The sequence below is a fragment of the Halorussus pelagicus genome, assembly GCF_004087835.1.
In the GTDB taxonomy this organism is placed as follows: domain Archaea; phylum Halobacteriota; class Halobacteria; order Halobacteriales; family Haladaptataceae; genus Halorussus; species Halorussus pelagicus.
This window is the reverse complement of the sequence record NZ_CP035119.1, coordinates 2,874,326-2,887,364: the sequence shown is the minus strand read 5'-3', so window position 1 is coordinate 2,887,364 and position 13,039 is coordinate 2,874,326. Positions and strand designations below refer to the sequence as shown.

Genomic DNA, 13,039 nt, shown 5'->3' with positions numbered 1-13,039 from the left:
ATGAGTGTAGCGTGCCCGGATGCCAAGAAAAATCAGACTACACAATGCAGTACGTAAACGACAGTGACGAGATTATCCGTTATGCTACTGTCTGTGATGGCCACTTCCCTTAACGATATATCTCAATTTGGAGAGTGAATCTCCGCGCTATCTGAGCCCTCCTCGCCGGTCCAAAGCACTTCATCGCCGCCTTCGATTCCGAGTTCGTCGGCTACGTCCTTCGGAATCGTTACCTGAATCACGTTGTCACCCTCCTGAGCGGTCCGAGTATCTGCGAATCGTTGATTCCCATGGCTACTCCGTACTTCCTGCGAACCGTTTCTCTAATAAATGTATAGGGTAGCGAAAGTAACTGGGTATCGCCGTTGGGGCAGCTCCCAATTTTTCTACAATCTATAGCCAGCGTCGTTCAACGCGGGTGTGACGACCGGTCGCTCCGGTCGTGATACTCCCATGACACGGGAAGACGGGCACGAACGCCCACACTCCTCCTTTTCGGAGGAAGACGAACCGAGTTGGACAGACTGGAAACACTACGAGAGTAGCCGCGAGGACGACGAGGAGCGGCCCTCATGAAACGCTGGAAGAAAGTCGTCCTCTTTGCGTTCGCGGGCATGCCGCTCATGCTCGTCGGAGGACTCGGCGCTGGGGTTGGGTGGTCGGCGCTGGTCAACCTGCTATCCGGAATCGTGCCGGAAGCGCAGGCGCTGGAACCGCTCGCCCTCGGTGCCGCGGCGTTCGGGGTGCTCGGATTTCCGTACGTAGTGTTCCGAGAAAAGTGACGCACAGGCTTCAGAACAACCGAAATCGAACGAACTCATGACCTCGAAAACTATCGAAATCGACGGCAACGAACAGGACTGTCAGACGTGCGCGAGTACGACGCGACGCGCGTTCATGGCTAGTGCGGCTGGCGCGGCGGCGACCGCGGCGACCGCGGGCACCGCGGCGGCGCAGGACACGACGACCTCGGAACCGGACTGGTCGAGCGGTCGGTCCGGCCTGAACTGGGACTCGGCGTACGTGCCGAACCCATACTTCGTGGCCACGCTGGAGAAGGACCGGCACCACGCGACGTGGGGCGAGGACGACGCCGCGCTCCTCGCCTACGAGAACGACAACGGCGAGAAATCGACGCTTGGCGGAACGGTGGACCGCGAGGACTCGGAGAACATCGTGTCGTTCCGCGCCGACAAGATAGAGTTCCCCGACGGGTCCGCGTTCCCGCGCTCGACCCAGTACGACGAAGACGGCGACGGCGACAAGGACACCGACGTGACGGCGCTCGCGGCGACTCACTGGAGTACCTCGGGCGCGACGAACGGAACTATCTCGGTGTCGAACGCGGACCTCGACGTGTCTCCGGCGCTGGAGGTCTCGACCTCCTCGGTCGCCGACGGCGAGACGGTGAGCGCGACGTTCGACCTCGGGTCGTTCGGAGCGACTATCTCGGACTCGGCGGCCAAACGATTCGCCCAGCTTGTGGCGAACACGGTGTCGCTCGACGCGGGCGCGCTGGTCGAGGTCGCATTCCGGGACTCGGACGGTGACGAGAAGGTGCTGAAAATCGGGTCGTCGCTCGACGGCACTCAGTCGAACGTGGTAGCGACGGCGACGGGGTACGGTCAGACGGCCCAACAGCGGTTCGGGGACCTCTCGACCGTGGCGAACGGCGACGGGTCGTTTGACGACATTGCCGAGGTCGAGATTCGGGTCTCGGACGCGAACGCGACGGTGCAACTCACGGCCCTGAACGCCGAGAAGATGGGTCGGTGGACCTTCGGGTCGTACCTGAAGAACGAAGGCACGGACGACGAAGAACGGACGAAGCGCTACGAACCCAGTGGCGAGGTCTCGGCGACCTCGCTCGACACGTTCAGCGAGGCGTTCACCGAGGACGACGCGACGTTCTTCGACCTCTCGTACCCGGTCCGGGTCACGATGGAGGACGCGGACCTCGACTACGAGTACCGGTTCCTCGAAACCCCCGACCGCGTGAACTACAACTCGGTCCTCGAAACTCGCGGGAAGGTCCGTCTACCGCAGGCGTACGACCTGAACTGGCAAAACCCGTCCTTCGAGCAGGAGGTGACGGTTCCCGCGGAACGCTACGAATCGGTCGAACTCGCTACCGGCGTCGAGGACGTGGCGTTCGAAGACATAGACGATAGCAGTTGGGCGAGTCACACGTCGAAGTTCGACAGTGAGGGTACGACGGTCGCGCTGAAGGACCCGGCGTCCTCGGGAGTCGTCTACGGGGCCAGTGAGAAGATTCTGCTCACGGAGTCCGACCGCTCGGAAGTCGAGGATTCGGGCGGCGGCGGGAAAGTTCCGAACGCTCAGTCCGGTGAGACGCCGCTGGGCGCTATCGCCGCGGTCGTGACGGGCGTGCTGGGCTTCGTGACCGCGTGGGCGAAGGGTCTGGTCTAATTGGAGAGTCCCGACATGACAGACAAACAAAAATGGGTGAAACACCTGTTCGTCGGCTTGTTCACGACGGTCGTCGTGACGCTGGCGAGCAAGTTGCTGTTCGGCGACGTGGCGGTGTGGATGCCGGTCGGGTGGTTTAGCCTCGCCGTGGCCACGTCTTACGTCACGGACTCGGACACACCGTCGCTACGCCGTCGCCTCGGGGACCAGCGAGCGCAAGCGGACTCGGCTCGGACGATGAAAACGGCGGCAGGAATCGTCTCGACGGCGGGTCTCGCAGGTCTCGTGAAAAATTACGGTATTGGCGGCGTTCTCTACGAACTGTTCGACACCCTCATCGGGGCGATTGATTCGACAGGAATGGTCTTTCTCGCGCCCTTCCGTGCGTTCTCCAGTGGACTCGGTGAACTGGTTGACGCGGTGGTCACGTCGCCGATTCAAATAGTCGTTGCAGGGGCAGAAAACTCGGCAGAAAGTCTGACGACAGGACAGTGTTCCCAGCTTGGACCGGGTACATTTGCGTTGGGCGTTCTGTCAGTGCTTGCTGGCCTCTGGGTGTTCACCATGTTCCTCAGGCGCATAGAACTCTCGCCGCTCCGACTATTCACAGGACGCAGGTAACGACTCATGCGAGGCTACCCGCAGACGTTCGTAGAGGGCCGACGTATCAAGTGGGGCACGCTCGCCAGCGTCGTGGTCGGCGGGCCGGTGTTCGCGTGGTACCGCGGATATATCGGGTCTATAGACGGGTTCGGGGACTGGGTTCAGACGATCCTCGACGGGATTCGGACGTTCGGGGTCGGACTCCTCGGCGGGTTGTTCACCAGCGGCGCGACGGCAATCTCCCGAGCGTGGTGGTCGTACTGGGCGGCGGCGCGCTCGACACTGCCTGCACTCGTTGCGTGGTTCGTGACGGTCGTAGTGGTCCTCCTCGTTATGTGGCTGGTCCTTCAGGGGGTGCGACGCTTTGCCTGACTGTGGCCCCGCGGCGCGCCCCGGCTGGCTTCCGGACTGGGTATTCTGTCCCGAGGACAAGATTATCGAGGTCGTCGCGCGCTGGCTGGTCGGCGGCGTCCTCGACCTCGGTGAGGAACTGGTCGGAATCGTCGTCAAACAGTGGTCGATAGTCCAATCGGCATTCGGCGCGGCGGGCGGCGACGTGCTGGGGGCAGGCGAGGCGGCGGGCCAAGCAATCGAAGGCGCATTCCGGACGCTGAACAGCGACCTCATCGAACTCGGAGCGTCGGCGGGACTCTCCGGGCCGCTGGTGTCGGCGGTGTTGTTCGCGGTCTACGCGGCGCTGGCGGCGGCGTTGGCGCGCGGGACCGTCGAACTCGTGAGGAGGGTTCGGATATGGATCGTCTGAAACCGCTGGCGGCGCTGGGCGGCGTCGGGTCGGTGGTCGGCCACTACGTCCTCAACGGCGCGGGCGTGTTCGCGCTCGCGGACTGGGTGATGGTCAACATCGACTTGCTCTTGCCGCTGGCGACGACCCTCCAGCATCGAATCGCGCCCAACGTCGGCTGGTTGGACCAGTCGCTTCTCAATCAGGTGATTCTGGCGCTCTCGGTCGTGTTCGTCCTTGTGACGGTCATGCGAATCGCTCGACGGACGTTCGACTAAACCCAACCATTCGACTTTCAACCATGCTCAAATCAAACGCATTAGAACTGAACGCGGACGACGGGAGGAATAGAACCAAGGACAGAACAGCGGGCGAAATCGCCGAGGTAGACGAACCGTGTACCTCATGCAGCGCCGACTGGAGAGGCTCGGTAGACACGTCGTCTACCTCGGTTCGTCGAGTCGCGGGTCTCGGGCCGGTCCTCGCGGTCGGTGAGAACTTCGACCTCTCGGCGTGGGTGCCGACGATTCCGTGGTGGTTCACATGGGTCGTGCTTCCGCTGTTGCTCCTCGCGGGCCTGTGGTGGGCTATCCGCGAGCGGTCGGTCTCGGGGGCGGCGGACCGCGGCGAGCGGAACGTCCGGCGGGCGGTCACGGGTGCCGGGTTCGTCGGCGCTGGCGTCCTCGGGGCGTTCCTCGGGACACTGGAAGGACTCGAATCGGTCGGCGTCATGCTGGGCGACGTGCTAATCTCGCACCACGAGATTCTGGCAAAGGTCGGTGCGGTTGGTGGTTCGTGGGCGGTCCTCGACCGCGTGACCGCGCTGGGTCCGAGCGAGATTCTGCTCGTGCTGGGCGTCCTCAGTCTCGTCATCCTCTCGGTGAACGACAAATGACGGGGAACAGACGCCTACGCGCCGCGTTCGCGGTGTTCGTGGTCCTCTCGCTGGCGGTCCCGGCCGTCGGGGGCGTCGCGCTCGCCCAAGACGACGGGGCCGGAGCGAACCAGTCGGGCACCGCGACGGGTACCGAGAACGGGACGTGGACCTACGACGACCTCGCGGACTACGGCACGGTAAAGTCGAACGCACCGAGCAAGGCGATTCGGCCCTACGGCAACGCTGGGTCGTTCTGGATTCGCCACGTTCCGGTCGAGTTCATGGCGTCGCCGGAGGACCGCCAGTACATCGAACCTCGCACGACGGTTCAGCGTGATTCGATTTACGTCGGGTCGTTCCGCGGGTGGGACTCCGAGGACATGGACGCGACGTTCCACGTCGTCCTGTGGGATTTCGAGACGGTCGAGCGAACGACCGAGAACAACCGGACCGTGCGCGAGCGCGTCGTGACGAACGCGACGCACACGACGGTCTCGGCGACGCTCACGGGCGGCGACTACGGGTCGGCAAAACTCGACCTTCCGGCCCACTACGGCGACGCGAAGTACGTGACGGTGTGGATGGAGGGCCACCGAGACGAAGTTAGCTGGCGGTTCCGCTACGCGGTCTCAGAGGCGGCCCAGTCGGTCCCCATGCGGTCAGCGGGCGGTATCGCGGGCTTCGCCGCGGTGTGGATGTTCGCGCCGTGCATGCTCACGTCGGTCGGGATAATCGCGCTCGACCGGCGGTTCCTCGACAAGGTGGGCAACGGGCCGATGGTCTCGGCGCTGGAGGTCGTGTTCGCGCTGGCCGTCGCAACGTTCCTCGCGGTGTTCGTGTGGTACAACGGCCTGTTGGAGTTGCTGGCGACCGCGCCGTGGTCGGTCGGTATCGCTGGCGGGGCGCTCCTCGGGGTCACAGTGCTGTTCATGTTCGGAGAGCACCCCGAGGAGGTGCTGTTCCTCCAGTTGACCAGCGGCGAGGACAGTGCCAGCATCAAGGACGACGGCACGGGGCGCTGGCACGTCCGCACGCGGGCCTACAACGTGGTGCAAACCTCGGAGGGTCGGAAGATTCGGCGAGAGGGCTGGATACCGTGGCTGGTGGCTATCTGGCCGTTCCACAACGCCGCGCCGACGGTGGACGTGGACGAAGCGACGCTCGGGACTCGGCTGGTCGGCCGCGAAAACGATGACGAGTACGACGAAGTGTTCCTCTCGGACCCGACGGCGGACGCGCCTATCGACTACGAGAAGGCGGGGCTAACCCTCTCGACGCCGGACTTGCTCGACTGGCCCGACGAGGACGAACTGGTCGCGGGGCGCTGGCCGATTCCCTCGGTCGCGTGGGGGCCGCTTGTCGGCGGGGTCCTGCTGGTCGGGCTGGCGTACTACGTCGGCGGACTGCTGTTCAACGAGGGGTTCGGTATCGCGTTCGGCGTCCTCGCGGCGCTGGCGACCGTGCTGAAACCGACGGTCGGGAAGTCGGACCCGAACCTCGCGCCCGCCCAGTACGGGGCGCTGGTCGAGAACCTAATCACGCACGCACGGGAGTTCGAGGACGTTGCGGACCGCGCGTACTGGAAGGACGAGGCGCTAACCGAGAAGGCGGACAAGCGCGCCGAGCGCGTGCGCCAACAAGAGGAGCGCGACCGCTCGACGTTCGAGAAGATTACGGACGAACTCGCGCCGCCGAACTCGGGAAGCGAGTCGGACCACTCGGAGGTGGTCGCGGGTGACGACTGACGCGACTCGACGAACCGAGGTAGACGAAGCGTCTACTGACGACGTCGGCGGCCCGACCGTGCGCGTCGAGGAGGGCGACGTGCTGGCGGACCTCGGGTTCGGCGAGGGCGAGGTGCGCGACCTCCTCGACGGTCTTCCCGAGACGCCGCAACTTCGGCCCGCGCTTCAGAAGTTGACCGGCGACCAGTTAGAACTGCTCAGGCGATTCATCGACGGTTTCGAGAATCGACGGACATTCCTCCTCTGGTGCCAAGACGCCGCGATTCACACGCTCGGGCGCTTGTCCGGGGACTGGATGGTCGAGCGGGCGTTCTCGCGCCTCGACCTCTCGGTCCTCCTCGTGTCCGAGCGTCGGTTCGCGTGGGCGGACGACCCGGACGACGTTCTCGACCCGGCGACCGCGGCGACCGCGCGGCGCGGAGTCGCCGCGGTGGACCTGCTACCGGCATTCGTAGAGTCTCATCACGGGTTCCGCTGGTCCGCGACCGAGTACGTCGAGAACCCGGACGCCGACGGCGAGACCCGTGAGGGACCGCCGGACCCCGAGGAGCAAGATGCGCCGGGAATGCGGCCCGCGCTGGCGGAACTCGCCCAGCGCCAAGACTGGGCGCTCCGGCAGGTCCTCGACGGGTTCGCGTCCGAGGACCAGATGCTCGCGTGGGTGCAACAGGTCACGGAAGCGACCTTCGCCGAAGTCTCGGACGATCTCGCCACGCGCCTCTACACGGAGAGTCACACCCGCGAGATGCTTCTCGACCGCGAGGGCGAGCGCGCCCGCTCGTGGTTCTTCCGGGAGTCGTTCGCGGCGAAAGAGGTTCTGCCCGCGTTCGCGGTCGCGGCCCACGAGGTCGCGGACCGCTCGGGCGAACTGGCGGAACGCGAGAACTCGGAGCTACCGATTCGGAACCTATGACATGGAACACAGTAGAGACGCTGACGGACCTCGACCCGCGAGAGAACACCGGGACCTACCTCGGAACCTCGCGGCACACCGACGCACAGTCTATCAGACGCAAGTTCGGCATTCCCGAACTCGACGTGGAACAGTTCGACTACCCGTCGGTGATTCCGGGGTGTCTGTGCAAGGCGGCCGACAACAGCGCGTTCTCGCCGGGCGGCGGCACGGACGCCCTGATAGAGGGGCCGATGGGCGCGGGCAAATCGACGTTCTTGAAGACTATCGGCGCGCACCTCATGGACTCGGTGGGTCGGTTCCCGTCCGAGGCGGTCGTCTGGCGGGCGAGCGAGTCCCGGAGTGAGTGGATTAGCTTCGCGCCGTGGGCGAAGGTCTGTCTCCCGAGTTCCTGCGAGGTCGAGGCGATGGTCGTCTCGACCAGCGAGGGCGACGCCTACCGCCGGGCGGTCCGACTGGAGGACGTGGTACGCGAGGTCGTCTACTACGACGACCCGATGGACCTGTGCCAGAATCACTTAGAGTCGGGAAAGTTTCATGTGGTCTACCCGGACCCGCAAATGACGGGGTGTCAGGACCTCTACGAGCGCTCGCCGAAGCGCAAGGACGGGTTGGAGTTCAGTCCGGACGACCCCGTGAACCACTGGTGGGTCGGGTTTCTCCTCGCACGGGTCGAACACGGCTCGTTCATCTGGACGGCGCTCCTCGCCGACGAGATCGGCGACATGATTCCCCAGTCGGCGAGCAAGGACCAGTTCGCCAGCTACCAGAAGGTCGAACTCTACCGCGACCTGTTCATCGACTCGCGGAAGTACAAGCTCAGCGTCTACCACGCGGGCCAGAACGCGGAGGACGCCCACGAGAAGGTGAAACGAAAGCACCGCTGGCGGGTGACGCTGAACGGTCGAGCGAATCCGACGCGCGCCTCGCAGGTGGTCGGCGTCAATCGCGTGCCGATGTACAAGGACCTCACCAGCGATATGCCGACGGGTCGCGGTCTCTTCTGGACCGAGACGAACTTCGCGGCGTTCGCGTGGCCGAACATCCCGAAACCCACCGAGGAGGAACTACGAGTCCATCTGACGCCGAAAGTACCCTCGGACCCAGCGGACTCGGGGGACTCCGCCGAGTCGGAGGGGGTGGTCTCGCTATGAGCCGCGCCCGGTCGCGCGGAATTGTCGCGCGAGTGAACGGATGCGCGCGCGTACTTAGAGTCCTATAGGAGCAAACCCCCGAGGGGGGTATCTGACGGGCGAAACCGACGCGTTTTGGCGCTGGTGCTGGTTGGTCTTCTGCTCGCGTCGGCGGTCGCACCGCACCTCCTCGCGGGGACCGCGGCGGCGTCCGCGACGCCGGACATGCCGCCGGGATTCGTGGCGATTCCGGACCAGAACGTCGAGCAAGGAACGCCAGCGAGCGATTCGTTTCCCTTCCGCGCGTCGAACATGACCGGCGGCGACGTGCTGGCGTCCGACCACGCCGCGACAACCGAGTTCATCCTCACCTCGCCCGAGGACGCCGAACAAACACTCGGACCGGACGCAACGGTCGCGGAAGGCGTCGGCAATCTCGCAATCGTGATTCGTGACGACTCGGTGCATGATGGACGGAGAATCGCAATTAACGCCTCGGAGGTCCGTGACGAGTTTGGTTATCTGCCGGACCAAATCGAGGGCGTTCACGAGGACGGGTCTCGCTGGAGCGAGCCGGTGACGACGAGTTCCGGCTACATCGTGGTCGAGATACCGAAATTCTCGGACAACGTTATCACGTTCACTGGCGAAGTCTCGCTTTCGGGAAATCCGGCGACTGACGGGTCAAGCTACCAATATCAGTTACAGTCACTCGACTCCGCCAGCGATTTCGATATTAATCTGACTGGCGTCGAGACGACCGCATGGTCGAACGAATCAGGTTCACTTTCGCCGGGTGACTCGGCGTCAATCTCAGTCGGCGGAAACCTCGCGCCGAGCGGTCCCGCTGGAGGAGAACCGGAGCTAACCGTGACCGGACAACAGCCAATCCAGCGGAGCAACTGGGGCGACGACGGGCAAAAAGCGATCAACGAGGGCGGGAACACGACGGTTGCAACGTTTTCCTCGCCGCCGTCGAATCTAGCGCGAGCGTCGATTCAGGTCGAATCCCACATCTCGGACGGAAGTTCCTACTTCGAGGGCTACGCTGTAACTAACGGCAACTGGTACTATCTCGGGTCGGTGAATTTCGACGGCATGGGTGCAACGACGTTCTCGTCCTCGCTATCGGACGTACCGACAGGTGAGGACGTTCAGTTCGTCCTCTCCGGGACTCAAAGCGGGTCGGACATCTGGGTGCAAGACATCGAGATTCGCGGCCCGGCTCCGAAAAACGTCGATGTGGCGTTTTCCGACGGAACGACGGCCTCACTCGGAGATTTCTCCGGCGGCGAGACAAAGACCCGCGCGGTGGACCTCTCGGCAGGCGTGTCCTCGCTCGACACTTCCGGTTCGCATGGGTCGCTGGATTGGTCGCTGAGTGCAGAGGAGCGGATTGAGACTGAATCTCCAACGGTTGAGGTCAATGGCAACGAGACAAGCTATCCGGGCCGTCTATCCGTTGGTGAGACGGTTAGTCTCTCTACGGACTCCGCATGGCTTCAGTCGGGCGAGAACACCGTCACGGTCTCGACAGCGGCCGGGAGTGTTGGTCTCGACTACTCGCATAGTGCCCGCGACGACCAATCAGTCAAATACGAGGGGGAATCGTGGTCCGAACGCTACAACGTATCGAAAACGTGGGGAGATATGTCGGAGAACGCGACACTCGAAATTCCGTTCGCGGGGAACGTAGTTTCGAACCGCGACCTCACGGTCTATATTAACGGGACCAAGACCGCGCCGACGTGGAGCCACTTCAAGAGCAACACGACCACGCTCAAGGTCGGTCTTGGCGACCTTTCCCCCGGCACGACGACAAGGGTTGTCGCCGACGGGAGCAAGGTGCGAGTTCGAAACGGGGCGATTCGGGTCACGGACCCGACGACTGAGGGCAATGCGCTGAACACGACGTTCGAAGTGGTCTCGCGCGGCGAGGAGTTCCGAATCGACGTGTCAGGTACGGCGTCGAGCGAGTGGGTTCACTACCTCGCGGACCCGTCGTATCAGAACGCGAGCGCGAGCGCCCGTATCGCGGACGGCGGGGCGTCTCAGTACGTGCGCGTGCCGAACGCGCCCGAGGGCGGGAGTGCGACCGTCCGGACGCTCGACCTCCGGGCGGACCCGCAAAACGACGTGGTGGTTTCTGTCGCCGACCCGGACGAACCGAGGTTCCGAATTAGACAAGGTACGGTCGCGGGCGATTCGGTCGGTCTCGACTACTACGGCGGCGAATCCGGCGCGTCCTACGACCTCGTGTCCGAGTCGAACGGCCGCGTCGAAGACCCGAGCGTGTCGGGGTCGCCAGTCGCGTTCTCTCTCGACTCAGACGAGTCGAACCTTCTGAGAATCGCGGTTGCGGATTCCGGCGGGTCGTCCTCGGACGACGGCGGCGGCGGAACCCTGCCGCTGGAGACCGCGAAGACGGTGGCGAGTGACCCGCTGGCGAACCCGCTCCTCGTTCTGGGCGCTGGCGCGGTCGTTATCCTCGGGGTCGGCCTGCTCGCGCGTCGGCGCGGCGTGCCGATATGGGCGAGCGGCGGCGTCCTCGGGTTGGTGTTCGTGGTCGCGCTCGAAAGCCTCGCGCCGCGGGTTCTCTCGGGGGCGTTCGCCCGTGTGGTCGAAGAACTGGCGGCGGGTCTCGGCGGCGTCTCGCGGTTCCTGTGGCTGGCTGGCGGACTCGTCGGACTGTGGGGCGTCTTCCGGCTGGTCCGGAAGTTCACCTCGCCGGACCGCACGATTCTGCGAATCCGAGGAGGGAAGTGAGATGGTCGGGACGGAACTCGGCGTCGGTCTCGGCGGCGTCCTCGACCCGGTGGTTCGACTGGTCGAGGCGCGGTTCCTCGAAGCGTCGGCGTGGCTGGCGCTGATTCTGGCGGGGCGGTGGCTTCGCCGGACCGAGGCGGTTGCGTCGCTTCTCGGGACGCTGGGGCTGTTCGTGATGCTCCTCGGAGTTCTCGCCGCGGTGGGCGCGTTCGACCCGACACCGCTCCTCGACCTTGGACGCGAGGGGCTGGCCCTCTTGGACTGGGGTGGTCTTCCGTGACGGTCGAAGACGGCGACCTCGCGGACTGGCTGAACGACGTGGGCGAAGAAGACGACCAGAGCGACTCGGTAGGCGATTCGTCTACCTCGGGTCGTCGAGTCGAGCGTCCGGACGCGCCCGACCTCGCGGACGAACTGGCGGTCGCGCACTCGCGGGCGAAGGCCCTCGCGGACGAACTCGCGCCCGCTGGCTCGGACGCCCGCGGTGACGCGACCGCGGACCCGGACCCGGACGGACGGGCGGACTGGCGCGACCGCGCCGACGCGCATTATGCGGCGGCCCGCGAGTGCGTCCGGACGTGCTGGAGCGCGTGGGTCCGGGCGTGGGCGTTCGTCCTCACGGTCGCGTGGGCGCTCGACCCGCGGACGCGCTTTCCCGCGCCGCCGGACGCGGACCCGCCCGACTGGGCGTTCGCGCTCGCACCGCACGTCGGCGGGTTCGCGTCGTGGACGCGGGCGGAACTCCGGCCCGAACCGCTGTTCGCGCGGTGGCTGGGTTGGGTCGAGGACCGCCAGAACCGACTCCTCGCGGCGTCGGGGTTCGCGGGGACCGTGGTCTCGCTGGTCCTCGCGGCGGCCGGACAGTGGCCGATAGGCGGCCTTCTCGGGGCGTTGGTCCTGTGGGTCCTCTCGGTCCTCTACGTGCCCGTGGGCGTCGCGCTCGCGTTTAAACAGTACCGGGGAGAGTTTGAGCGCGATTGGCTCGACTTGCCCGAATAGCCCTACAAGGAAATAGCGGACGGATAAATCTCCCATCCTCACGTGGACGTATATACGATCTCAAATGTCTAGTTCACTCCTAATCTCGTTCTTTTCTTCGAGCAAGAAATCCCGGATATTTCTGGAGTGGGTTTTGGGATACTGATTTTTGTGTTCAGAAAGCAACTCTTCAACGCTCTTACCTCTATTCTTATTCTCGGAGAGGTAGTCAAGATGGTGATGAAGGTACCAAGCCTTAAGATAATCTTCTCCCATCTCTCTCATTGCCTTTTTATTGATTTCAGCGGCTATATCCCCGCGTGTCGTCTTTCTTCTTCCAGCGTCGTGGCTTTCTTTGACGTTTTTTGAAATGACCATATGCAAGGCACTGTTTCCGCTTTTCGCTCCCTCACTTGTCTGAAATTGCCGTGCTACTTGACTTACAATATTACAGTATTCCTCCGGAAGGGTGCTACTATCTCTTTCGTCTATTATTCTGTTCACGCTCTGAGCGACCTCCTCTGAAATTCCTAACTTCTTCGCCCACCGGTTGTGACCTTGCCAGTCCATACCGATAATTTGGATTCAACGACTGATGAGTGTAGTTACGGGTATCTGTACAGAATACTACTAAATCATCGAAGCCATCATATGTTTCACAATAGCTGTTTGGAGTTAGACTTTCGAGCCCCGTAAGCGAATTTGACAAACCGCGTTGGCGGGTTCTCAACTTCTACTACCCCTCCGTGTATCTGGTCCCTGACCCGTGACGCGCCGGTTCGACTGTCGGTCGCGGTGCGGTAGGCGGCGCGCGCTCTGCGCGCCGCCGTAACCCTTCTGTTCCCCCTTAGG

At 63.8% G+C, this 13,039-nt stretch carries 16 protein-coding genes; 14 read left to right on the top strand and 2 right to left on the bottom strand.

Annotated features, from left to right (window positions below; all coding sequences use genetic code 11):
• Positions 1–122: 122 nt before the first annotated feature.
• Entirely contained in the window at positions 123–242 is a 120-nt protein-coding gene (locus EP007_RS14575) for an AbrB/MazE/SpoVT family DNA-binding domain-containing protein (RefSeq protein WP_128478347.1), read from the bottom strand.
• Between the two features lie 211 nt (positions 243–453).
• Here EP007_RS14575 and EP007_RS18205 point away from each other — a divergent pair, with 211 nt between their 5' ends.
• The 14 genes from EP007_RS18205 (at position 454) to EP007_RS14510 (ending at position 12,208) form a co-directional block, all read left to right on the top strand.
• Positions 454–576, top strand: coding sequence for a hypothetical protein (locus EP007_RS18205; protein ID WP_281062925.1), 123 nt, complete (start codon positions 454–456; stop codon positions 574–576).
• Positions 573–782 carry a hypothetical protein gene (locus tag EP007_RS14570; protein ID WP_128478346.1) on the top strand — a complete coding sequence of 70 codons (210 nt, stop codon included), beginning with the start codon at positions 573–575 and terminating at the stop codon, positions 780–782. Before EP007_RS18205 ends, EP007_RS14570 begins: the two co-directional genes overlap by 4 nt.
• A 37-nt stretch (positions 783–819) precedes the next feature.
• Complete coding sequence (locus tag EP007_RS14565) at positions 820–2,430, top strand: hypothetical protein (RefSeq protein WP_128478345.1); 1,611 nt, start codon at positions 820–822, stop codon at positions 2,428–2,430.
• Between the two features lie 15 nt (positions 2,431–2,445).
• Positions 2,446–3,051 (top strand): hypothetical protein, encoded by a 606-nt coding sequence (locus tag EP007_RS14560; RefSeq protein ID WP_128478344.1) that lies wholly within the window; start codon positions 2,446–2,448, stop codon positions 3,049–3,051.
• Positions 3,052–3,057: 6 nt separating this feature from the next.
• The gene (locus EP007_RS14555) at positions 3,058–3,405 is read left to right on the top strand and encodes a hypothetical protein (RefSeq protein ID WP_128478343.1); all 348 of its coding nucleotides are present in this window, start codon (positions 3,058–3,060) and stop codon (positions 3,403–3,405) included.
• Complete coding sequence (locus tag EP007_RS14550; RefSeq protein ID WP_128478342.1) at positions 3,398–3,796, top strand: hypothetical protein; 399 nt, start codon at positions 3,398–3,400, stop codon at positions 3,794–3,796. The genes EP007_RS14555 and EP007_RS14550 overlap by 8 nt, the downstream gene beginning before the upstream one ends.
• Positions 3,784–4,053, top strand: coding sequence for a hypothetical protein (locus EP007_RS14545; RefSeq protein ID WP_128478341.1), 270 nt, complete (start codon positions 3,784–3,786; stop codon positions 4,051–4,053). The genes EP007_RS14550 and EP007_RS14545 overlap by 13 nt, the downstream gene beginning before the upstream one ends.
• 23 nt (positions 4,054–4,076) lie before the next feature.
• Positions 4,077–4,670 (top strand): hypothetical protein, encoded by a 594-nt coding sequence (locus EP007_RS14540; protein ID WP_128478340.1) that lies wholly within the window; start codon positions 4,077–4,079, stop codon positions 4,668–4,670.
• Positions 4,667–6,397 carry a hypothetical protein gene (locus EP007_RS14535; RefSeq protein WP_128478339.1) on the top strand — a complete coding sequence of 577 codons (1,731 nt, stop codon included), beginning with the start codon at positions 4,667–4,669 and terminating at the stop codon, positions 6,395–6,397. Before EP007_RS14540 ends, EP007_RS14535 begins: the two co-directional genes overlap by 4 nt.
• Entirely contained in the window at positions 6,387–7,310 is a 924-nt protein-coding gene (locus EP007_RS14530) for a hypothetical protein (protein WP_128478338.1), read from the top strand. Before EP007_RS14535 ends, EP007_RS14530 begins: the two co-directional genes overlap by 11 nt.
• Positions 7,307–8,464 carry an ATP-binding protein gene (locus tag EP007_RS14525; protein WP_128478337.1) on the top strand — a complete coding sequence of 386 codons (1,158 nt, stop codon included), beginning with the start codon at positions 7,307–7,309 and terminating at the stop codon, positions 8,462–8,464. Before EP007_RS14530 ends, EP007_RS14525 begins: the two co-directional genes overlap by 4 nt.
• A gap of 123 nt (positions 8,465–8,587) precedes the next feature.
• Positions 8,588–11,209, top strand: coding sequence for a hypothetical protein (locus tag EP007_RS14520; protein ID WP_128478336.1), 2,622 nt, complete (start codon positions 8,588–8,590; stop codon positions 11,207–11,209).
• Between the two features lies 1 nt (position 11,210).
• A complete protein-coding gene (locus EP007_RS14515; protein WP_128478335.1) occupies positions 11,211–11,489 on the top strand; it encodes a hypothetical protein in 279 nt (92 codons plus the stop codon).
• On the top strand, positions 11,486–12,208 hold the full coding sequence (locus tag EP007_RS14510; RefSeq protein ID WP_128478334.1) for a hypothetical protein: 723 nt from the start codon (positions 11,486–11,488) through the stop codon (positions 12,206–12,208). The genes EP007_RS14515 and EP007_RS14510 overlap by 4 nt, the downstream gene beginning before the upstream one ends.
• A gap of 60 nt (positions 12,209–12,268) precedes the next feature.
• Here EP007_RS14510 and EP007_RS14505 read toward each other — a convergent pair whose 3' ends face one another.
• Positions 12,269–12,757 carry a hypothetical protein gene (locus EP007_RS14505; RefSeq protein WP_128478333.1) on the bottom strand — a complete coding sequence of 163 codons (489 nt, stop codon included), beginning with the start codon at positions 12,755–12,757 and terminating at the stop codon, positions 12,269–12,271.
• Positions 12,758–13,039: the final 282 nt, after the last annotated feature.